Origin of the sequence: Arthrobacter sp. CAN_A212, assembly GCF_015752345.1 — a bacterium.
Lineage (GTDB): Bacteria > Actinomycetota > Actinomycetes > Actinomycetales > Micrococcaceae > Arthrobacter_D.
In genome coordinates, this window is record NZ_JADOUT010000001.1 from 14958 (window position 1) to 35424 (window position 20467).

Here is a 20467-nt window from a genome sequence, read left to right on the forward strand (position 1 = left end):
ACCTGGCGGGCGGATCCTGGTCAGGACTTGGCCAGCCGCGCCTTCTCTGCTTTGACGTCGAAATCCGCACGTGGCCAGCTCAGCTGCATGTCCTGCAGCGCATCGATGATCAGCTGTTGCACCGCAATACGGGCGTACCATTTGCGGTCCGCAGGGATCACGTACCACGGGGCGTCGGGGGTCGCTGTCCGTTCGATGGCCACCTGGTACGCCGCCTGGTACTGGTCCCACAGCTGACGCTCGTCGAGGTCACCGGTGTTGTATTTCCAGTGCTTGTCCTTGCGCTTCAGCCGTTCGGTCAGGCGTTCCTTCTGCTCCCGGGGGCTGATGTGCAGCATCACCTTGATGATGCGGGTCCCGGACTCCGTTAGCTCGGCCTCGAAGTCCCGGATGATGCCGTACCGCTCCTCGATCGTTGCGGGCTCCGCCATCCCACGGACCCGCTGGATCAGCACGTCCTCATAGTGGGACCGGTCGAAAACGCCGATCATTCCCGGCCCGGGAAGCTGTTTCCTGATCCGCCACAGGAAGTCGTGGCGCTTCTCGGCCCGGGTGGGGGCTTTGAAGGCATAATGATTCACACCCTGCGGGTCAACGGCCCCCACCACGTGGCGGACGATCCCGCCCTTGCCTGCCGTGTCCATAGCCTGCAAAACCACCAGTAGGGAGATTTCGCTGCCGAACCTGCTCTCGGCGAACAGTTTCTCCTGCAGCTCCGAGAGCTGGGCGCTTCCCGCAGCAAGTTTGGCTTTGCCCTTCTTCTTGCCACCGGAAAACCCCGGGGTGGAGCGCGGGCGGATCGAAGCCAGGTCCACATCCGGCCCCACCATCAGGGACTGGGTGGGGCTTGTCTTGAACGCGGGAGCAGACGACATGGTGATCCTTCCAAGGGCGGACTAGGGCTTGTAGGTACTCAGGAATTCGGCGAGCCGACCGATGGCGTCCTCAAGATCATCAACATTGGGTAGGGTCACCATGCGGAAGTGGTCGGGGTTGACCCAGTTGAACGCCCGGCCGTGGGAGATCAGGATCTTCTGCTGTTTGAGCAGGTCGAGGGCAAACTGCTCGTCGTCCTTGATCGGGTAGACCTCAGGGTCCAGCCGCGGGAACAGGTAGAGGGCCCCCTGGGCCAGTTCACAACTGACCCCGGGTATCTCGTTCAACAGCTGGTAGGCCTTGTCGCGCTGCTGCTTCAGCCGGCCCCCAGGCAAGATGAGGTCATTGATGCTTTGGTGGCCGCCGAGCGCCGTCTGGATCGCATGCTGGGCCGGCACATTGGCGCACAGCCTCATGTTCGCGAGGAGGTTGATGCCCTCGATATAGTCGGCGGCCTGGTGCTTGGGCCCGGTGATGGCCATCCAACCGCTGCGGAATCCGGCAATCCGGTAGGCCTTCGACAGGCCGCTAAAGGTCAGGCACAGGACGTCGTCGCCGGTAACGGTGGCAGCGTTGATGTGGACGGCGTCATCGTACAGGATCTTCTCGTAAATCTCGTCGGCGAAAATGATGAGATCGTGTTCACGCGCCAGCTTCACCATGCCCTCGATGATCGAACGGGGGTAAACGGCACCGGTTGGGTTGTTGGGGTTGATCAGCACAATCCCCTTGGTGCGGCTGGTGATCTTGGTGGCCACATCCTCCAGATCGGGCCACCAGTGATTCTCCTCGTCACAGAGGTAGTGCACCGCGGTTCCCCCAGCCAGGCTCGCTGAGGCAGTCCAGAGGGGGTAGTCAGGGGTGGGCACCAGTATCTCGTCGCCGTTATTCAGCAGCGCCTGGAGTGAAAGAGTAATCAGTTCGCTGACCCCGTTGCCCAGGTAGACGTCGTCGACGTCCATGTGGGTGAGCCCACGGCTCTGGTAGTACTGCACCACAGCGGTCCGGGCCGAGAAGATGCCCCGGGAATCGCTGTAGCCCTGAGCCTTCGGGAGGTGACGGATCATATCGACCAGGATGGCTTCCGGAGCCTCGAACCCGAATGGTGCTGGATTCCCGATGTTGAGCTTCAGGATCCGGTGCCCTTCCGCCTCCATGAACTTGGCATGATCGAGCAGCGGCCCCCTAATGTCGTAGAGAACGTTGTGGAGCTTGGTCGACTGCTTGAATTCTGCCATTTACACAGGATGCCACAGTGGCACCGTGGGACACGTGATTCACGCCCCCGCCACCGAAGGGCTTTAGGTCTGCCGGAACCGGTTGCGGTGGTCTTTCGCCATCGCAGACTTCTTGGCCTGCTGGTGGGATCCGCGACCTCGGGCACGTCTGGCCTCGGTCTGACGCCGGTGGAGAATCGCCAGCTCCTGCGCCATTTTCTGGTAGCTCAGCCAGCGCCGCTCCTCGAGCACCCCGCTGGCGAGGGCCTCCTGAACAGCGCACCCGGGTTCCGGTCCGTGGCGACAGTCGGTGAACCGGCAGTCGGCGAAAAGTTCCTCAATGTCACCGAACACCTCGTCCAGGCCGTCCGTGGCGTCCCACAGGGCAAACCCACGCACCCCCGGCGTGTCCATCAGTACCGCACCTCCCGGTAGGGGAATCAGCTCCCTCGACGTGGTGGTGTGTCTCCCTCTTCCATCGCCAGCCCTCACCGACCCGGTGTTCTGCACGGCCCTGCCGAGCAGTGCGTTGACCAGGCTGGATTTTCCTGCGCCGGAGGGGCCCAGAAGCACAGCTGTGACGCCGGGACCTAGACGCGCCAGCACTTCATCCAGGCCGTCGCCGGTATCCGCTGAGGTGGTGAGCACCTCAGCCGCTCCGGCTCGTTCGACAGTCTGCGCGACGACCTCATCGAAACGGGTGCTCAGGTCCGCTTTGGTGAGAATGACGAGGGGAACCGCACCCGAATCCCAGGCAGCCACCAGGGTGCGCTCCAGCCGGTTGGACGAGATAGGTCGATCGAGGGGGACCACCACGCCGACCAGGTCGACGTTCACCGCAAGCACCTGAACCTCAGCAAGCGGATCATGGGCCTTCTTGCGGTGCAGGACCGAGTACCGGGGCATCACCCCCACGATGGCGCAGTGCGTGGGGTCACCACCCGCCAGTGCCACCCAGTCACCCGTCGCGACGTCGGGACGTGCGTCATGCGGTTCAATGCCTTGCGCCGTCGCGACCAGCATCCGGCTGCGGTCAACCCTGACCACGCGCCCCGGCCCGATCCGCCCGTCCGGGAAAGCACCCGCGAAGAGCACGCTAATCCGGTCGGTCAGGCCATATTGCTGCAGTGCGTCCATGGGCAGACCTCAATCCTGGTTGACCATCGTCAGGGCGATATCGACCAGTCCCACCCGGTTCAGGGTGGGCAGATCGGCGAGATCCACCCAGGCAGCCCTATCAGTGGACCCGTCAGTCTCGTGCCGAAGGACTCCGCCGGTGGTGTGTGCACGGTAGACAATCCGCAGGGCGTGCATCGGCCGGCCCGACCCGTTGTGCCGTGAGGCACCGGGAATGTGCAGGCTATCCACACCGAGAAGGTCGTCCAGCAGCGCCGTGTATCCCGTTTCTTCCTCAATCTCGCGGACGGCCGCGGTCGGCGCATCCTCTCCCAGCTCCAGTCCCCCGCCCGGGAGGGTCCATCCCGTGGAGCCAGCCTCATTCCAATGTGCCAGCAGTATCTTTGACTCGTTGATGATCAGGCCATAGGCCCCAACCCGCGTGTCCCATTCAGCACTCATGGCGGCAAGTCTAGCCAGATCGTGAGGAATCGCTCCCCGACAAGCTTGACCTGGAACCGAAAACGTTAACTACTTAACGGTATGGATCTTCGACAGTCGACGGTATTCAAGCTGCACCGTGCAACTTCACTGGTGAACCGCGTCTCGGATGAGTATCTCCTTGCCCGCCACGGCATCCACTACGCCCCGTTTCTGGTGCTGCTCGCCGTGCGGATTGCCGGGCCTTCCTCCCAGCAGAAAATAGCCCAGTCCCTGGATGTGAGCCGCGCATCGGTCACGCAGCGGATCCAGCAGTTGACGGGACGGGGATTGGTGGATGTCACGATCAGCACCTCGGATTCCCGCGCTAACGTGGTCACTCTGACGATTCCCGGCCGGCGACTGACCGATGCTGCCTGGCATGGGCTAGAAGCGGCGTTGGACGCCGTCGACCACGGGGTCGACGACGCCGTCCTGCGTGGCCAGCTGGATCGCTTGATCAGCAACTGCACCACGGCACTGAACGCGGACGACTCGTGAGCGCTAGGGTGGAGACAACCGCAGTAGTTCATCAGGAAGTGGCTTGCCCATGGCTCACGATGCCGCACCCGAACCATCAGGAACCCCCGCGCGGCCCAGGGACCCGATGACGCTCGACCACACCGACCGACTGATCCTGCGCGAGTTGGTGGCTGATGCGCGGATAACCAATGCCCAGCTGGCCGAGCGCATCGGGGTAGCACCATCTACCGCCCTGCTGAGGACAAGGCAATTGGTGGACCGCGGGGTCATCAGTGGCTACCACGCCCAGCTCGACTTCGCGTCCGTCGGCCGGGCGGTGCAGGCGATGGTGTCGGTACAGCTCAAGGGTCACAACCGGGAGGAGATCGACCGGTTTACCGCCAGGGTCCCCCTGTTGCCCGAGGTGGTGTCCACCTTCCATGTGGCGGGGTCGGTGGACTACCTGTTGCATCTGGCGGTCCCCAGCACCGAGGTTCTCAGGGACTGGGTACTCGATCACCTGACGACTGATCCCGTGGTGGGCCATACCGAAACAACCCTGGTGTTCAACCATCTGCCCGGTAATTCTGGGGTACTCCCCTAGCTCCAGCTGACCATGAGCTGTTCGCCGGCGCGAACAACCCTAGGGCAGCAGGCCGCCCCCGCTCACCCGCGGAGATCAAGGGGTGACCAACCCACCTAAAATACCGGGCCGATCAGTCCACCGGTCGTGAGCGCAGAGTCCGCCGAAGACTAACGGTAGCCAGCAAGAGACTGGCGAACGCAATCACTGCCGCAAATCCCAGGACTGACCGGTCCAGCCCCCACCGTTCCACCGCAGCCCCCAACCCCACTACCGGGGCGGCGCTCCCGAGATAAGTCAACACGTAGAGCGTGCTGATGATCTGGGAATGCTGGGACGGCTCGACCTGGAGGGCAACCTCGTTGAAGACGGTGCGAAAAGCGATTCCCTGGCCGGCCCCGGCCAGGAAGCAGGCCACCACCAGCAGAACGACGCTGTCCAGCGCACCTGCTACCGGAATCAGTGCCACGCCAAGGCCCAGAGCCGTCAATCCGACTGCGACGACATGCCTGCCCCGCACCCGCATTAACTGGCTAACCGCCGACGATCCCAAAACCAGAGCTGCCAGGAGACCAATTAGTGGACGGAAGTCGGTCCCGGCCAGGGACGCGAAGTAGGTCGGGGCGAGGCTCAGCGTGAAACCGAAGACCGCGAAGCTCAGGAATCCGACGGCCGATGCATTCCAGAAGGCCCGCCCAGCAGCCCGCGAGACAACGGGCCGGCGGGGCCTGAGCGCCTTGAAAGGCGACGAGGCATCGGCGGCACGGATTGCCGGCCGAGCCTTCAAGGTCAGGAGAGGCAGCAGCAAGGCAGCCAGAACCAGTGAGTACAGTGCGAAAGGCGTCCGGGTGGGATCCGGCAGGAGGGACAGCAGCCCGCCGATGACGGGGCCGGCCGCAACCCCTCCTGCCGACGCAAGGAGCGTGAATCGAGAGGCCCAGTCGGGTCTATGCGGCAGGAGATCGCGCAGGGCCGCGGAACTGGCTCCTGTTGCGAGAGCGACAGATGCGCCCTGGAGACACCGCCCCAGGACCAACATGGGCAACGACGACGCCGCTCCAAAGACGCCAGCCCCGGCGAATCCGATCACAATGGCCAGGACAAGGGCCGCCCGCCTCCCGACGTGATCCGACCAATGCCCCACCATCAGCAGGCCCGCCACCAGCGTCACCACATAGGCAGAGAAGGCCACCGTGACCTCGAACGATGTGATATTTAACTCGGCCTGCAGCAGCGGATACAGGGGAGTCGCCAGATTGGCGCCAATGAGCAGGGTGGAAATGACCACCGCCGCAAGGACCAGCCTCGCCCTCACCGACGCATCCCAGCCCCAGCGCACCTTCTCCGGCGGCTTCATCCGCAGCTCGCTCAGCACGCTCACAACTTCTCCATACAGTAGAACAAACAGCACATCTCCCCTTTATTCTCCGGGCCACAGGATTATCGGGAACATATTTGTCGTTAGACTTGATCAAAATCATCAGTTTTGAGCCATCCAACTGATTGGAAGTGCACGTCGTGAGCAAATTGGACCTGGTCGATATCCGTCTCCTCCTGGAGCTGGTCCGGGACCCCCGAGCCCAGATCGGTGAGCTGAGCGAACACCTCGGAGTGGCCCGCAACACCGCACAGTCGCGGATTCGACGGCTGCTCCGATCCGGCACCCTTCGCTCCAGCGGGCGTGAGCTTGATCTGGAGGCCCTCAACTACGATGTCGCGGCATTCGTGACCATCGAGGTTTCCCACCGGGAACTTGATGGAGTGATCAGTGGGCTACGCCGTCTCCATCAGGTACTGGAGGTTCACGAGATCTCCGGTCGAGGGGATGTCTGGTGCCGCGTGACGGCCAAGGACACCCACCACCTCCAGTCAGCACTCCGGTCGATTCTGCGGATCAAGGGAGTCATTCGTACCGAGACAGTCCTCGCCCTTCACGAGCACATTCCCTACCGGACCGAACCGCTACTGCGGACCCTCGCGGACGAACAATGACCTGACGGCCTCTCATGTGCATCTCATCTTTTGTCGGGATACTTAACCCATGAAGTCTTCGGAGCTCCATACCTGGGTGGTGGGTGTGGCCTGCGCGGGCGGAGTGGTTGCGGCGGCGATAGGGATTATCGGTTCGCTGGCAGATCCCGTGCCCGCGGACCTCGGCTCCTCGTTCACAGATACCGCAACCCGAACGCCCGGATCCCCACCGTCTTCCCCCGGATCGGCACCGTCCACCCCGACGTCCACGCCGTCTCCGTCCGAAGCGTCGCCGTCGGATCCCACTACCGAGCCAACCGGTCAGCCGGTCGAGGTGGTGCCTCCCCCACCACCCATCCCGGGAGACACCGATGACAACTCCGAGCCTGGCGGAGGTGACGACGGCGACGACGTAGGAGACGACCTCGACGATGGAGACGGCGACGACAGGGATGATTAAACCGCAAGGCCGCCCGACCACCGAGGTGCTGCATTCCGCCCATTCCCGCAGGCCTGATGGCGCGCCCCACACCCGGCCCACCCGCTCCCCCACCAGGCCTGCGGCAGGACCGCAACTCGATCCTGCTGCTACGAACCTCTCCGGGACGGCTGACGGGCCAGCCCCGGGTGCTTCCGGAAAGCGGCGGTCGATCTGGCGGCGGCTTTCCACCGCGTTGCGCGGCAGTTGGACCGTCCGGACCCGGGTGCTCGGAGCTGTTCTTGCCCTGTCAGCGTTGGGGCTGCTGGTCGCCGGATCGGCAGCATACGCGCTGCAACGCAGCGACATCAACTCGGATATGGACAATTCGCTGGAACGAAACTTTCTGGAGTTCGAGTCCCTCCTCAACAACGGAATTGACCCGACAACCCGTGAAGACTTCACTGAAGCCCAGGAACTTGTTTTCGTTGCCATGCAACGCACCCTCCCCGCACCCAACGAGGGGATGGTGGGCATGCGCGACGGCGAGGTTGTCCTGCTCGCCAATCCGGCAGTACAACTGCGGTTGGAGGACGATGCGGAGCTGGTCGAATTCGTGGCCACCCAGGCCGATCCCAGCCGGGTCAGCATTTCGAGTATCGCGACGACCGTGACCACCTATCGCGCGCTGGTTGTCCCCGTACAGCTGTCCGCCGACATGACCCCCACCCAGTATGTGCTGGCGTACGACGCCCGCGCCGAGCATGGGCAGCTCAACCAGACCTTTGCGGCGTTCGCCCTGATCAGCTTCGGGACACTGGTCTTCATCGGCGTGGTCGGCTGGCTGTTGGTGGGCAATCTCCTCGCGCCGATCCGGCTACTGCGGAACACCGCCCAACACATCGGGGACTCCGACCTCTCTGAACGGATCCCGGTCTCCGGGAATGACGACCTGTCGGACCTCACCCGAACTGTCAATGCAATGCTCGAACGCCTGGAGGGGGCCTTCACCTCCCAACGCCAGCTGCTCGACGACGTTGGGCATGAGCTGCGGACACCCATCACCATTGTGCAGGGGCACCTCGAGCTCCAGGATTCGGCCGACCCGGCTGATGTCACAGCAGTGCGTGGTATTGCCCTCGATGAACTGGACCGGATGCGGCTCCTCGTGGACGACCTGGTGACCCTCGCCGGAATCACCCGCCCCGGGTTTGTGCGGCCAGAGACGGTCGACGTCGGCCGGCTGACCGATGACGTGCTGGACAAATCCCGTCCGCTGGGTACCCGTCGCTGGACCATCGATGCGCGGGCAGAAGCCTCGTGGCTGCTGGATCCCCGCCGGATCACCCAGGCCTGGCTGCAACTGGTAGTCAATGCGGTGAAATTTTCTGACGAAGGCTCGACGATCGCCGTCGGCTCCCGGCTGGACCCCGGGGGGTTGCTGCTGTGGGTCCGCGACGAAGGTATTGGTATTCCAGGTGAGGACCAGGAGCGCATCTTCGACAGGTTTGCCCGCGGCACCCATGGACGCCGCACAGAGGGCTCGGGTCTTGGCCTGACGATTGTCAATGCGATCGTCGGAGCCCACGGAGGTACGGTTCATCTGGTCTCCACCCTCGGCCGAGGGTCAACATTCACCATGGTGCTGCCGCTCGACGCGCGCACACCTGACACATCAGAGGAAGTACGAGATTGAGCCAGATCCTAATTGTCGAGGACGAGGACCGCATCAGTTCGTTCGTTGCCAAGGGACTGCGGTCCGCAGGCTACGTCCCGACCGTCGCCGACAATGGCAGAGACGGCTACCACCTGGCCCAGACGGGTGACTTTGAGCTGATCGTCCTTGATCTCGGGTTGCCCGACCAGGATGGGTTCACGGTCCTGCGTCGCCTCCGCGAGTCCAGGAATACGACCCCGGTCATCATCCTGTCCGCCAGAAGTTCCATCGACGACACGGTGGCCGGTCTGGAGGGTGGCGCCGACGACTACATGGCCAAGCCCTTCCGGTTCGAGGAGCTCCTGGCCCGTGTCCGGCTCCGGCTCAGGCAGGACACGCCCACCGCCGACAGCTCGGTCCTGAACCACCAGAACCTGCAGCTCGACCTGAGAACCCGCCGGGCGGCGGTCAACGGCAGGGAAGTGGACCTGTCGGCGCGCGAGTTCGCACTGGCCGAGGCCTTTCTGAGAAACCCCGGCCAGGTGCTGAGCCGTGAACAACTTCTCTCCCGGGTGTGGGGCTACGATTTCGACCCGGGCTCCAACGTGGTGGACGTCTACGTGCGCTATCTGCGCAACAAGCTCGGAGCCGAGCGGTTCACCACCGTCCGCGGCATGGGGTACAGGCTCTCCTCTGACGAGTCCTGAACGCCGCTTACTGGCGGGATCCACCGCTGCGAGGGAGTAGGAGGGCCGCGGGGAGGATGGTGTCAACGCGTCCGGGAAAAATATGGCCGGGCGGGAGCGGCGATGGCACCCGACACGAAGGGCTCCACCGCCGCCAACCCTCCGTCGCTTCTCTCGAAGGGACCGGAGGGTTGGGATTCCGGAATGCTGGGGGAACACTCCGGAATCCCGCCATAGGGCGTTGGATCCACCCTCTGGGCGGCACCAACGCTCGAATCTGTCAGCCGCCGCTGGAAGCGCTCGGTGCGGACACCCCGCTTGGCGCCGAATAGCCCGAATCCACTGACCCGACCGGCGGTGGGACCGGGGCGGGTGCCGGGACCACTACTGGGGCTGGTGCGGGAGCGGGAGCCGGGGCGGGCGCCGGTGCGGGTGCTGGGGCAGGAGCCGGCGCCGGAGCAGGTGCGGGTGCTGGGGCTGGGGCAGGAGCGGGTGCTGCAGGTGTTACCGCCGACGGAGCACTTGCCGCGGTCGGCGCCGTGGGCTCCGCGCTCCGGGGCTCAGGGGTTGGCGATGGTGTGCGGCTGCCCGCCGAACCGTCGTCGTCACCGACCTGTTCACGGTTCAGGTTGGACTCATTGCGTGAGCCATCGGGACTGTCTGTTCCGCCACTGTTGCTGGCGTCATCAGTGCCGGTGGCGACGTCGTCACTGGACCTGTTGATGCTGGAGCCGAGGTCCCGGGGGTCGTGGGTACTATCGGCGACTGCAACGCCCAGACCGAGGGCCATCACGCTGAGAGAGCCGGTGGCGATCCAGATGTTTCGCTTGTGCACGGTAGGTTTCCTTTCCCGATCGGCGGTGTGGGCCATGTGTACAACAGTGCACGGCGAATGTGAGACGAAGAGGAACTGAAGATGAGAGACCTCTCATCTTCAGTTAGCTGCGGCGGGCCAGGGCCGCGTCGGCCAGCGACTCGGCAATCGTCAGTCGTCTGAGTGCGTCAGCGTGCCAGGCATCAGGGTCGGCCGGTGATGCCCTGTGCTTCGCCCCCGCCACCAGCGTGAGGGCAACGCCAGCCGCACGACCGCGGAGTGCCGAGGGTTCGACGGCGCGATCAAAAGCCGCCAGGAACCGGTCCAAGGCTGCCGGGATGTGGATGTAGCGGCTATCCAGGGAGGGTAGGACCGCCAGGTGACCGATGAAACAGGCGAGGTCGTCCACCAGGTGGCCGGGACCCAGTGCATCAACATCCAGGAGTCCCGAGATGCTATTGCCCGTGACCAGAAGGTTCGCCTCATAGAAATCCCCGTGAGAGGGCACCTTCGGACCGGCGTCGACCGTGGCCACGAGATGGTGCACCTTGTCGGTCAACGCTGTGATCCGCGCCTGCTCCTCCGGCAGGACAGCTGCCGCTCCCATGGCGTAGTCGCGCACGCGCGCAGCCCAGGCGGGGCGCTCCGGTAGCCTCATCGACTCGGCCGGGAGCTTTTGCAGCAGGTCGATGAGGGCGCCCGGCTGCATCGACTGTGCGCCGTCTCTCATCAGCCGTTCGGCCAGGGGCGCCCCAGGAGCTCGATGCATGGCCAGCACGTCCGGTGCTGACACCTCGATCAGTTCTGGGGCGGGAATTCCGGCTCGGGTGAGCAGGAGGTGGCGTTCAGCGAGACGCCCTGCTTGTCCATGACGCAGGACCTTGAGGTACCGGCGTTCCCCGAGGTACTCGGCGGTCAGGACGGCCCTCCGCAGCGGTCGATAGCTGACGGTTGCCAGTTCAGGCACGGCGCTGTCGGTTTTGCCAGTCGTCCGGGGGCCAAAGAGTGCGGCCCCGACCTTCGCCGCGTCACAGGCCCAGGGCAGACCCGGCAGCAGCGGGTCATGGGGATGACGCCACACGGTCAGGGCCAGGCCGTCCGCCCCTGTCAGCTTCACTGTGCCATCCGCTGGGGCGGTCAGGGCCGCTGTACTGATGCAGAGGAATTCGGTGGTGACCCGGTCGTCACTGGCTACGACGTCCACCTGGTAGATCCCGGTGGCGCCTGCACCGGGACGGTGATGGACCTGGACGAGCGACCAGGTGGACGCACGGCAACCAAGCGTCTCCAGGGCGAGTCGGAGGGGTTCGGCCGCACCAACGCCTTCCAGCAGGCGCAGGTGGGCGGTTTCTGCTCCCGGTTCCGGTGAAGGGGCGTTAGGCCCGGCGACGCTGCAGGACGTCATCCAGGTTCAACCTGCCGGTCGGCGGTGCAGTGGTGGCGTTATCAACTGTTGGCTGCTCTGAAATTTCGACGACGGGCGGGACAGCGCCTTGTTTCAGGCTGGTCTTGGCCTGGGCCTTGGGAGCGTCGGGAAGCTCAAGCGGTACCGGCGCCTGCCGTTCGGCTTTGGCGGCCGCAACGTACATGGGCTTGGGTACCTCAACTGGCTCCCAGGTGGCGCCACCCGGGTGGACCGCGGGGGTAGAGCCTGCGGGTGCTGTGGGGCCGGTGGGAGCCGCCTCACCCGCTGCGCCACCATCCGCACCGGAGGCTACCGCAAGCGCCGCCTGGCGCAGCTCGGTAGCGGTCAGGGGTGCCGCCGCAGCCGGCCGATGCTCCTCAGCCACTGAATTTTCTCCGGTAAGGCTGCTGGAGGTTTCGGCGTCGAACAGGCTCGTCTCCCGTCGGGGAGCATGGAGGACCAATGGTGTGGGCTGGGCTGTCACGGTGGGAGCGTACATTGCCTCGGCAAAGGCCGCGTTGACCCGACGGCGACGGTCTCTAACGGCGAGGAGGCGGAGACCAGCAACCGAAAGCAGGAACAGGAGGAACGCAGCCGAAGGTGCCAGGGCTGGAACAACGGAAAGGATAGCCAGGGGAAGGCAGACAATTGCGGCGAGCAGTGACACTATGCCGACAACTGCGATGGCGGTTCGGGCGGGTCGGATCACGAACCGTTGCTGGCTCGATGCGGATCGCGGGGAGAACCCTGCTGGCCGTTGCTCGGCAGCATCGCTACTGTGACCGGAGCTACTGTGACCGGACATTTCCATAATGCTCCCCTGAGAGACGCTGCTCTCGGCTGTTACGGGTGGGACAAGGGCGGCCGTTTCGGCCAGCAGTGCTGGCCTGCGGATACGCAGTACAAAGGGGGCAACCCAGATCAGCCACAGACCAACGATCGCGACAAGCACCACCGAGCTGTTCATAGAGAAGTCCACGTCTAAAACGGTAGGTCGTACACCCTCGTCACGAGTGTATTGATGGCGGTGTGTCGCCTCCGGGTTGGCGAATGCCGCCATCCTGGCCCCGTCGGCGTTGCGACTGCCAGCGGGCTAACAGGCCGCCGGGCACCTCGTCCCCGGTGAGAGCGAAGCTTCGATGGTCCGTCCACTCCCCTGCGATGTGGAGGTAACTCTTACGGAGGCCCTCGTCTCGGAAGCCAAGTTTCTCAACGACCCGAAGGCTGGCCGAGTTCTCGGGGCGGATGTTGATCTCCATCCGGTGCAGTCCGAGGCTCTTGAAGCAGTAGTCGGTCACCAGCGCGACGGCGGTCGGCGCAATCCCCTGCCCCGCACGGTCGCGGTCCACCCAGTAGCCGAGCGTCGCTGTCATCGCCGAACCCCAGACAATGGTCGACACCGTCAGTTGACCGACAATCGCAGGTTGCCTGAGGTGCCCGGTCCGCTCGGTGATCAGGAACGGAAGGCCGGTCGCCGCCCGGGCCTGCTTCCGCAGCGACCGGACCATCTCGGGGTAGCTGGGCAAGTATCCCCCCGGTGCCGGGTTGGATGCCTCCCAGGGCGCGAGCCATTCAACGTTGCGTTCCCGAACAGCCGACCATTCCTTCCGGTCACGCAGCCGTACCGGCCTCAAGACGAGAGTGTCGGTCTCGAGGGTCACCGGCCAGGCGAACTGCCCGCTCACGGGACTGTGCTAGCCGTTCAGGTTTTGGGTGAAGCTCTTCAACCAGTCCTGGAGGTCCGGTCCCAGGTCCTCGCGCTCTGAGGCCAGGGTCACGACTGCCTTGATGTAGCTGAGCTTATCGCCGGTGTCGTAACGACGACCACGGAACACGACGCCGTATACGCCCGATCCTTCGCCCTCAGCTGAGGCGAGAGTCTGCAAGGCGTCGGTGAGCTGGATTTCGCTGCCCCGGCCTGGGCCGGTGGTTTCCAGGACATCAAAAACGCGTGGGTGCAGGACGTAGCGGCCAATGACGGCAAGGTTGGAGGGGGCCTCGTCGATGGCTGGCTTCTCCACCAGTTCGCTGACCCTGACATAGTCCTCGCCGTCAATGGCCGAGATGTCCGCGCAGCCGTAGGCGCTGATCTGGTCCGGATCGACCTCGATCAGTGCGATAACTGATCCGCCGGTCTTCTCCTGTACTTCGATCATGGTCTTCAGCAGGACATCGCGCTCGTCGATGAGGTCGTCGCCGAGGAGAACGGCGAACGGCTCTTTGCCGACGTGGAGCTTTGCGCGGAGGACGGCGTGGCCGAGTCCCTTCGGATCCCCCTGCCGGAGATAGTGGATGTCACCAAGCTCGGACGGACGGCGAACGGCGGCCAGCTTCTCATGGTCGCCCTTCGCCTCGAGGGTCTGCTCGATGAAGGGCACCCGGTCGAAGTGGTCCTCGAGCGAACGCTTATTTCGCCCAGTGATCATCAAGATGTCGGTCATTCCGGCGTTGACTGCCTCTTCGACCACGTACTGGATCGCAGGCTTGTCGACTACTGGAAGCATTTCCTTGGGCATCGCCTTCGTGGCGGGGAGAAACCGCGTGCCAAGTCCCGCAGCGGGGATAACGGCCTTATTCACTCGTGAGGTCATGCCACCACCCTACATAACGACAGTGGCCTTTCTATGCAAGGCTACAGTCGGCCGGAACCGTCGGGTCCCACCGCTGGGGGCGCGGGACTCGGTAAACTATGCCGATATGGGACCCCAATCGCCTGCAACCGGCAAGGATGCTGCCCGGCAACACTTCCGGGCCGCCCGGCTGGCGATGTCCCCCGAGGACCGGGCGAAAGCCTCCGCCGGGCTCCGGCAGCAGGTTCGGGATTGGCTTCTGCCGGGCTCCGACCGTCCTGGTCTGATCGCCGCCTACCTGTCGGTGGACCCGGAGCCAGGGACCCTTGAGCTCCTGGCATCGCTGACCGGAAGTGGCTACGAGGTGGTGGTGCCGATTTGCGAGTCCGCCTACCAGCTTTCCTGGTGCAGGTGGTCGGCGGGGGTCGAACTGCGACGCAGCCCCCGCGCACCCGTGCTGGAGCCGGTGGGGGAACGCCAGCATTTCACCGGGCTGCTCACTGGTGGGCGCTCCGTGTCGCTCCTGCTGGTCCCGGCACTAGCGGTGGACCGCAGCGGCAGCCGGCTCGGCCAGGGCGGCGGCTACTATGACCGGTTTCTCGCGCAACTTCGGGCAGTCAATCCGGCCGTCCCCACCCTCGGCTATGTGTACGACCACGAACTGCTGCCGGCCGGAACGCTGGCTGCCACGCCACTGGACATGCCCCTCGCCGGCGCCTTCACGCCGTCGGCCCACCACCGCCTGGAGACTCGTCGGGACGCGGTGTAGGCGAGACGTCGCCGCGACGTCGTCTGGCCACCAGCAGTGTAGGCTTGGCACTCGGACCACTAGAGTGCCAGCCGAATCGGGTTGGTGATCCAGTTCTGGGAATCACGCTCGTCCAGGAGGATTTGCTTTGCCAACCTACGCATACGCCTGCAAAGACTGCGACCATGCCTTCGACATCCATCAGGCCTTTTCTGACAACTCACTCACCGAGTGCCCCGAATGCGAGGGATCGCTGAGGAAGAAGTTCAACAGCGTGGGTGTGGTGTTCAAGGGGTCGGGTTTTTACCGTAACGACTCGCGCGACAGCAAGAAGTCGGTTGACCCGGGAACGAGCAGTAGCAGCCCGTCATCCGGCACCTCCTCCGATCAGTCCTCCCCGGGGTCCGGCGCGGCCAAGACCAGCCCGGGCAAGGATGCTTCGACGACAGTGAAAAAACCTTCGGAGAGCTCCAAAACGACTGCCGCCGCGAGCTAGGCGCCGTTAGCTGGCACCACCCGTCCTCCACACACCCCGGACTGTTGGTCTTGTCCACATTCCGGGTCAACCGTTTCCGTTGGGTGCAGGACCTTCCTAGCGTTGGTGAATGGCCAACGGCAAGAGCCCCTCACGACGTACCGGCTTCCCCCTGAGCGTCCGGCGGCTCGTCTTCCGCCATCGCCGGCTTCTCGCTGCGCTATTGTTCTGCCTTGCCGCGGCGGTAATTGTCGAAGCCCTCATTCCGCCGGAGCAATCACTTTCCCGGGTGGTAGCGGCGGCCGAGGATCTTCCAGTGGGCACCGTGCTCACCCCCGCCCACCTCACCACTATCGATCTGCCGCCGGAGGTAATCCCGTTCCGGTCGTTCACCGAGATCCCGGCCGTGGTCGGGGAACAGCTGGCCACTCCCCTGCATCGCGGCAGCGTCCTGGCAGAGACCTTTTTGGTGGGCACCGGGCTACTCACCGGTTCCCCACCGGGATCGGTCGCGGTCCCCCTGCGCCCCGCCGATGAAACCACCGTCCAGTTGCTCTCCCCCGGGCAGCATGTGGATGTGGTTCTCAGCACCGGAAACGGCTTCGAGGTCCCGGCAACTACCAGCGTGCTCGTCCGGGCGGCACCGGTGCTGTGGACATCAGGCTCCTCCGCCGGATCCGCCACCGGATGGCCCAACGCCACGGACGCCGAGGGGCTGGTGGTGATAGCGGCCGATCCATCCGACGCCGCCGCCCTCGCCAGCGCGTCGAGCACAGGAAAGGTTCATCTGGTGCTTACCGGCGCACCTCCGGTAGACCAGTAGAACGGTTCAAGCAATCCTCGTATGCCGCTGAACCGTGCTCACCTCACCCGGGGCCTGGCCCTGAAAGCGCCTCAGTCCCAGTGCGGTGGACGCTGGTCTTTCAGCCACTCCTCGTGCGAATCCTCAGCGTCGCCCCAGGACCTGCCCTCGTCTTCGGCAGCGTGCTTCGGGAGGACACCTCCGGTGGACGCCGCTCCGCTGGCAGGCAGAACGCTGGCCGAAGCACCGTCGTCGGGGGCCCCCTGGGGAGGCCTTTTGACCTGCGTTCGAGCATCCTCGACGATTGCTTCGCTCGTTCGACCCAGCCGTGAAGCGGGACCCGTCACAGGGCGGCGCCCAGCTGCTGGCGTGTCGGGGAGTCCGAGGTAGCTGCTCACCAGGTCTGCGCATCCATTAGGGTCGGTGAAAACTTCGATGGTCCAGAGCGGCATGTACCGCCACCCCATGCGTTCCAGCAGCTGCGGGCGGAGTCTGCTGCGTTCCCTGACGGTCATGGTCCGGTACCGCTCCGTGCCATCCGATTCAATCGCCATCGGCGGAATCTGGGCACTGCTGGCCGGGTCCTTGGACGTGTCCGCGGCGCGGACACTCCCCGTCGCAACAATGTCGAGGACCCCATCGTAGTGGTCAAGGACATGGGCGCCCCGTTCACGGAGCCGGCTCACCAGGTCAGCGACCAGCGGATCCGGGTTCGGTGCCTCATCCGATGACCCTTGTCCGGGTGCTGCGTCGGGTACCCGTTCGCCCAGTTCGCGTTCCAGCAGCCCATAGAAATCAAGGGCACCGTGCTCGAGCCGGTCGGGATCGAGGTCGCTGGGAAGGAAGCAGGTCACCACATGCAGCCGTTGACGTGCCCGGGTCATAGCGGTCACAAACCGCCCCCGGCCGTCCGCTCCGGAGAGCTGGCCAAAGTTGTGGAGCGCCCTGCCGTGCGGGGTCCTGCCGAACCCGAGGGAGAAGATCACGCAGTCGCGCGTGATGCCGGCTGCCCGCTCGACCGGGACCACCCGAAAGGATTCCCGTCCGGGGGCGAAGAAATCGGCAGACCACGGGAGATCGGTCATCCGCTGTCTAATTGCCTGGCCGATGCGGCCGGCGTGGCGGGGGCTGGCGGTGACGACGGCCAGCGAGCTGCTGGGCCGGAGCCGGATGTGCTCAAACACCAGGTCGGCGACGCGCGCCACCTCGGCGTCGACACTCTCCACGCCAGCCTGGTCGGCGCTGGGCATACCCGTGCCGTCCGGCAGATACTCCACCGTGAGCGCGCGACCGGCGCCAGTTATTTCCGAGCCGTGGGGGAGGCGTGAGAGCCTGCCCTCGTAGAAGGTGTCGCTGAGGTAGCTGGTCAGCGCCTTGTCGACACATCGATAGACCACGCTGAGGTCGACCGTCGGGAAGATGGTCGCGAGGGCGGAGGAGGCACTCGTCAGCTGGTTGGCTTCCGGCGTCGCAGCAGCGGTTGACCCAACGCTGAACCCCTGGGGGCCGCCCAGCCGGTCGTCACCGAAGGCGATGACCTGGCGGGCGCGTGCGATCGCCGGGATAGCCGACTGCAGGGAGATCGACTCGGCGTCGAGAATGATCACCGCGTCGAAGGTCTTACCTGCCGGCAGCACCATGGGCAGCATCAGAGGACTCGCGGCCCATACAGGCATGAGCGCTGTCACCAGCTCGTCGTTCTGGGCACTGAGCCCCGGAAGATCCAGGGTGCCGGTGCGCAGCAGATCACGCAGCTTCTGAGATTCGTCAGGCTGCGAGGCAACTGCCGACCGCCACCGTTCCGCCAGGGCAAACCGGAGCCTGCCCGGCCCGGAGGCGATGTGCGCGTTGTCCGCCAAGCGGTAGTCGGCCTCCAACCGCCGGAGACTGCCGCCGTCCGACATGGCCAGGTAGTCGTCGCCGCTGATCATGGCGTCGAGGGCGGACTGCCACCAAGCCAGTTCCAGCTCGGAGCCAACCTGTTCCGGGCCCACCTCGCGGCTCGCCAGGTCGTCGAGAAGGTCGCCCAGGCCGTGCTCACGCATTTCATCCAGCAGCAGGGTGCGTTCCGGCAGGGTCGCGAGAGTCTCTTCGTCCCTGGCCAGTCCGGCCAGTCGGCGACCGAGGTCGTCCAGCGGCATGTCCGCCAGGTCAATGTGGCCAGGCGTGGTGGCGAGCACGCGGTTGAGCTCATCCAGCTGCAGGCTGATTCTCTGGTGGAAGCTGTTGATCTCGGCGAGACCGGTGGGGACCGCGGGGTGCCGTTCGGTGGTCGCGTAACGGGTCCAGCGCGTGCGCTGCTGCTGCACTTCCACCAGCGATGCATGGAGATCCGCGATGTGGACCCCGGGACGCACGTATTCCTTGGCTACCCTGCGGAGCCGTGAGCGGGTCATCGAGCTCATTTCGATGGCCCGTTCGCGGCGCCACGACGACGGCGCGGTGGCCGAGATGAGGTCGGTGACCGGCCGGTCGAAGATGTCCGGCGTGAACTTGTCCAGACTCCCGCGGACCGCTGCGAGGAGGTCCAGCTGCTCGCCCCACTCAGTGAAGGAACCACCGAGCCGGATCTGCGAATAGTCTGCGACCCGCAACACCTTTTCCCGAAGCAGCGGAGTATCCCGTGCCAGCTCAACGGCAAGCTCGTGAGCGCGCTCGGTTTCCTTGCGGTTAAGCAGTTTCGCCCCGAACCAGGGACTATCAACCGCTGACGCGCTGAAGCTGCCCAGTTCGGCAGCCCGGCGAAGCCGCCCGGTGAGTTCGGCGCGGTCAGAGATGCTGTCCATGACGCTACGGAGCAGCCGCACGGTGGTGGCGGGGGCCGGGTTCAGCGCGGTCAGCTCAGCCAGCGACTGCATCGCCTGGTAGGGCGAGCAGCCCCAGCGGCTTCGTACATTGTGCAGAGACTTGACGTGATCCTGCAGCTGATGGCGGTTCTCCACCAGGGTCTGATGCAGGCCAGCAAGTTCGGGCTGGGTAGCCTTCTCATTTCTCACAATGGCGCGGATCAGTTGGTCCTTCAACTGCTGCTCATTGATGTTGGCGTTGAGCTGCAGCACCAGGGACCCGAGGTTGAGCGTGTCGAGTTCCTCCACCAGTTCGTTGAGGGTTCCGCGGCGTTCGGCAACAACCAGAACGCTCTTACCCTGTTCGGTGAGCCCCGCGATAGCGTTCAGCGCCGTCTGGGTCTGTCCTGATCCCGGCGGTGAGGAAACCACCAGCGAGTGTCCCTGGCCGATCTGGTCCAGGACCTCCTGTTGCGTTGAGTCCGCGTCCCGGATGAGCACCTCTTCCGCGGGGTGGCGCTCGTCAACAGGTGTGACCCGGTCGGTGAGATCGGTGGGGCCGGACGACGGCGCGGCCTGGCCATCGCGTGCCGCCTCCATCAGGGCGGCCAGAACCGGGTGTTCGCCCCGGATGGCGGCGTCGTCGGCAAGGTCGCCGAGATCCGCGAACGTAGACACCAGGAGGTGATGCTCGATCGCCATTCCGCGGACACCCTCGGTGACCGCACGGAGACGGTCCAGCACGGGGAGCGGATCGAAACGGGCGGTACCGTAGGCAAGCCGTGCAATGGCCTCGGCGTCGAGTGGAATGCCCTGAACGCCCCGCAGGTGCCGGACCAGTGCCGGGTTCAGCCGTGCGTGCTCGGTCAGTTGCAGCTCGTAGTCGTCCTGGGAGGCGTGAACGGTCAGCGAGACAGCCGTCAACATCACGGGCGCAGTCAACGCTTCAGTCCTGCCGTCGTCGTCAACGCTGCGCCAGGCAGCGGTGCCCGCCGCCAGGTATCCGACGTCGATCCCCCGTTCGGTGCCCAGCTCGTAGATCTTGGCGCGCAACACCTGGGCCGTTTTCATCGCCGCGGCGTACTGCGCCGGGTCACGCAGGAGCGTGGACAGGCGGGTACGACGACCGGCGAGCAGCTGCGCTAGACCGGAGGGGTGTGCGTGGGTGAGATCGATGCTGTTGGTCGAGGCAGGCGAGAAATGCAGCAGGGTGTCCGTCCCGGCGTGGGCCCCGAGCTGTTGGAGCCACGGCAACAGTGAAGTCCCAGCGGAGTCCCCTGGTTCCTGCACTGACACGGCGGTCTCCTTTTCTACGGTTATTTTCGACGGTCTGGACCAGAGGGGCATGTCTTCCAAGCTATCCGACTAGGGCGCTGCGGCGGGGCCGCAACACCGGGGGCG

At 64.9% G+C, this 20467-nt stretch carries 20 protein-coding genes; 9 read left to right on the forward strand and 11 right to left on the reverse strand.

All coding sequences use genetic code 11. The annotated features are described in order from the left end of the window. Nucleotides 1-20 precede the first annotated feature (20 nt). The 4 genes from IWX64_RS00075 to IWX64_RS00090 form a co-directional block, all read right to left on the reverse strand. A complete protein-coding gene (locus IWX64_RS00075) occupies nucleotides 21-875 on the reverse strand; it encodes a PPK2 family polyphosphate kinase (RefSeq protein ID WP_196865162.1) in 855 nt (284 codons plus the stop codon). A 21-nt stretch (nucleotides 876-896) separates the two neighbouring features. After that, nucleotides 897-2114 (reverse strand): pyridoxal phosphate-dependent aminotransferase, encoded by a 1218-nt coding sequence (locus IWX64_RS00080; protein WP_196865163.1) that lies wholly within the window; start codon nucleotides 2112-2114, stop codon nucleotides 897-899. Between the two features lie 63 nt (nucleotides 2115-2177). Then, entirely contained in the window at nucleotides 2178-3230 is a 1053-nt protein-coding gene (gene rsgA, locus IWX64_RS00085; RefSeq protein WP_196865164.1) for a ribosome small subunit-dependent GTPase A, read from the reverse strand. Between the two features lie 9 nt (nucleotides 3231-3239). Continuing rightward, nucleotides 3240-3671 carry an NUDIX hydrolase gene (locus IWX64_RS00090; RefSeq protein ID WP_196865165.1) on the reverse strand — a complete coding sequence of 144 codons (432 nt, stop codon included), beginning with the start codon at nucleotides 3669-3671 and terminating at the stop codon, nucleotides 3240-3242. Between the two features lie 81 nt (nucleotides 3672-3752). On the opposite strand from IWX64_RS00090, the gene IWX64_RS00095 reads away from it, so the two are divergent. Together IWX64_RS00095 and IWX64_RS00100 are read left to right on the forward strand one after the other, a co-directional pair. Beyond that, nucleotides 3753-4190, forward strand: coding sequence for a MarR family winged helix-turn-helix transcriptional regulator (locus IWX64_RS00095; protein ID WP_196865166.1), 438 nt, complete (start codon nucleotides 3753-3755; stop codon nucleotides 4188-4190). A 49-nt stretch (nucleotides 4191-4239) separates the two neighbouring features. Next, nucleotides 4240-4755, forward strand: a complete 516-nt coding sequence (locus IWX64_RS00100; protein ID WP_395939800.1) for an Lrp/AsnC family transcriptional regulator — start codon at nucleotides 4240-4242, stop codon at nucleotides 4753-4755. Nucleotides 4756-4867: 112 nt separating this feature from the next. Here the strand turns inward: IWX64_RS00100 and IWX64_RS00105 are convergent, their stop codons facing one another. Beyond that, nucleotides 4868-6115, reverse strand: a complete 1248-nt coding sequence (locus tag IWX64_RS00105; RefSeq protein ID WP_196865167.1) for an MFS transporter — start codon at nucleotides 6113-6115, stop codon at nucleotides 4868-4870. A gap of 128 nt (nucleotides 6116-6243) precedes the next feature. Between IWX64_RS00105 and IWX64_RS00110 the strand changes: the two genes are divergently transcribed. The 4 genes from IWX64_RS00110 to IWX64_RS00125 are packed head-to-tail and all read left to right on the forward strand — an operon-like array spanning nucleotide 6244 to nucleotide 9487. Further along, nucleotides 6244-6726 (forward strand): Lrp/AsnC family transcriptional regulator, encoded by a 483-nt coding sequence (locus IWX64_RS00110; RefSeq protein ID WP_442859017.1) that lies wholly within the window; start codon nucleotides 6244-6246, stop codon nucleotides 6724-6726. 49 nt (nucleotides 6727-6775) lie between these two features. Then, complete coding sequence (locus tag IWX64_RS00115; RefSeq protein ID WP_196865169.1) at nucleotides 6776-7165, forward strand: hypothetical protein; 390 nt, start codon at nucleotides 6776-6778, stop codon at nucleotides 7163-7165. Continuing rightward, nucleotides 7158-8819 (forward strand): sensor histidine kinase, encoded by a 1662-nt coding sequence (locus tag IWX64_RS00120; protein WP_196865170.1) that lies wholly within the window; start codon nucleotides 7158-7160, stop codon nucleotides 8817-8819. The genes IWX64_RS00115 and IWX64_RS00120 overlap by 8 nt, the downstream gene beginning before the upstream one ends. Continuing rightward, nucleotides 8816-9487: a response regulator transcription factor gene (locus IWX64_RS00125; RefSeq protein WP_196865171.1), complete on the forward strand. Its 672-nt coding sequence runs from the start codon at nucleotides 8816-8818 to the stop codon at nucleotides 9485-9487. Before IWX64_RS00120 ends, IWX64_RS00125 begins: the two co-directional genes overlap by 4 nt. Before the next feature lie 259 nt (nucleotides 9488-9746). Here IWX64_RS00125 and IWX64_RS00130 read toward each other — a convergent pair whose 3' ends face one another. From IWX64_RS00130 to galU, 5 genes are all read right to left on the reverse strand, one after another. Further along, a complete protein-coding gene (locus IWX64_RS00130) occupies nucleotides 9747-10301 on the reverse strand; it encodes a hypothetical protein (RefSeq protein WP_196865172.1) in 555 nt (184 codons plus the stop codon). Between the two features lie 103 nt (nucleotides 10302-10404). Continuing rightward, nucleotides 10405-11685 (reverse strand): phosphotransferase, encoded by a 1281-nt coding sequence (locus tag IWX64_RS00135; RefSeq protein ID WP_196865173.1) that lies wholly within the window; start codon nucleotides 11683-11685, stop codon nucleotides 10405-10407. Beyond that, nucleotides 11657-12664, reverse strand: coding sequence for a hypothetical protein (locus IWX64_RS00140; RefSeq protein ID WP_196865174.1), 1008 nt, complete (start codon nucleotides 12662-12664; stop codon nucleotides 11657-11659). Before IWX64_RS00140 ends, IWX64_RS00135 begins: the two co-directional genes overlap by 29 nt. 28 nt (nucleotides 12665-12692) lie before the next feature. Further along, nucleotides 12693-13370, reverse strand: a complete 678-nt coding sequence (locus tag IWX64_RS00145; RefSeq protein WP_196865175.1) for a GNAT family N-acetyltransferase — start codon at nucleotides 13368-13370, stop codon at nucleotides 12693-12695. Between the two features lie 9 nt (nucleotides 13371-13379). Next, nucleotides 13380-14276 carry a UTP--glucose-1-phosphate uridylyltransferase GalU gene (gene galU, locus IWX64_RS00150; protein ID WP_196865176.1) on the reverse strand — a complete coding sequence of 299 codons (897 nt, stop codon included), beginning with the start codon at nucleotides 14274-14276 and terminating at the stop codon, nucleotides 13380-13382. Nucleotides 14277-14382: 106 nt separating this feature from the next. Between galU and IWX64_RS00155 the strand changes: the two genes are divergently transcribed. The 3 genes from IWX64_RS00155 (at nucleotide 14383) to cpaB (ending at nucleotide 16301) form a co-directional block, all read left to right on the forward strand. Next, nucleotides 14383-15024 (forward strand): 5-formyltetrahydrofolate cyclo-ligase, encoded by a 642-nt coding sequence (locus IWX64_RS00155; protein ID WP_196865177.1) that lies wholly within the window; start codon nucleotides 14383-14385, stop codon nucleotides 15022-15024. A 127-nt stretch (nucleotides 15025-15151) separates the two neighbouring features. Beyond that, nucleotides 15152-15499 (forward strand): FmdB family zinc ribbon protein, encoded by a 348-nt coding sequence (locus IWX64_RS00160; protein ID WP_196865178.1) that lies wholly within the window; start codon nucleotides 15152-15154, stop codon nucleotides 15497-15499. A gap of 109 nt (nucleotides 15500-15608) precedes the next feature. Further along, the gene (gene cpaB / locus IWX64_RS00165) at nucleotides 15609-16301 is read left to right on the forward strand and encodes a Flp pilus assembly protein CpaB (protein WP_196865179.1); all 693 of its coding nucleotides are present in this window, start codon (nucleotides 15609-15611) and stop codon (nucleotides 16299-16301) included. A gap of 71 nt (nucleotides 16302-16372) precedes the next feature. Here cpaB and IWX64_RS00170 read toward each other — a convergent pair whose 3' ends face one another. After that, nucleotides 16373-20413, reverse strand: a complete 4041-nt coding sequence (locus IWX64_RS00170; protein ID WP_196865180.1) for a DUF4011 domain-containing protein — start codon at nucleotides 20411-20413, stop codon at nucleotides 16373-16375. Nucleotides 20414-20467: the final 54 nt, after the last annotated feature.

Coding starts and splice junctions, on each gene's coding strand:
- IWX64_RS00075 (WP_196865162.1), bottom strand. CDS start 875: ATGTCGTCTGCTCCCGCGTTCAAGACAAGCCCCACCCAGTCCCTGATG.
- IWX64_RS00080 (WP_196865163.1), bottom strand. CDS start 2,114: ATGGCAGAATTCAAGCAGTCGACCAAGCTCCACAACGTTCTCTACGAC.
- rsgA (WP_196865164.1), bottom strand. CDS start 3,230: ATGGACGCACTGCAGCAATATGGCCTGACCGACCGGATTAGCGTGCTC.
- IWX64_RS00090 (WP_196865165.1), bottom strand. CDS start 3,671: ATGAGTGCTGAATGGGACACGCGGGTTGGGGCCTATGGCCTGATCATC.
- IWX64_RS00095 (WP_196865166.1), top strand. CDS start 3,753: ATGGATCTTCGACAGTCGACGGTATTCAAGCTGCACCGTGCAACTTCA.
- IWX64_RS00100 (WP_395939800.1), top strand. CDS start 4,240: ATGGCTCACGATGCCGCACCCGAACCATCAGGAACCCCCGCGCGGCCC.
- IWX64_RS00115 (WP_196865169.1), top strand. CDS start 6,776: ATGAAGTCTTCGGAGCTCCATACCTGGGTGGTGGGTGTGGCCTGCGCG.
- IWX64_RS00120 (WP_196865170.1), top strand. CDS start 7,158: ATGATTAAACCGCAAGGCCGCCCGACCACCGAGGTGCTGCATTCCGCC.
- IWX64_RS00135 (WP_196865173.1), bottom strand. CDS start 11,685: ATGACGTCCTGCAGCGTCGCCGGGCCTAACGCCCCTTCACCGGAACCG.
- galU (WP_196865176.1), bottom strand. CDS start 14,276: ATGACCTCACGAGTGAATAAGGCCGTTATCCCCGCTGCGGGACTTGGC.
- IWX64_RS00155 (WP_196865177.1), top strand. CDS start 14,383: ATGGGACCCCAATCGCCTGCAACCGGCAAGGATGCTGCCCGGCAACAC.
- cpaB (WP_196865179.1), top strand. CDS start 15,609: ATGGCCAACGGCAAGAGCCCCTCACGACGTACCGGCTTCCCCCTGAGC.
- IWX64_RS00170 (WP_196865180.1), bottom strand. CDS start 20,413: ATGCCCCTCTGGTCCAGACCGTCGAAAATAACCGTAGAAAAGGAGACC.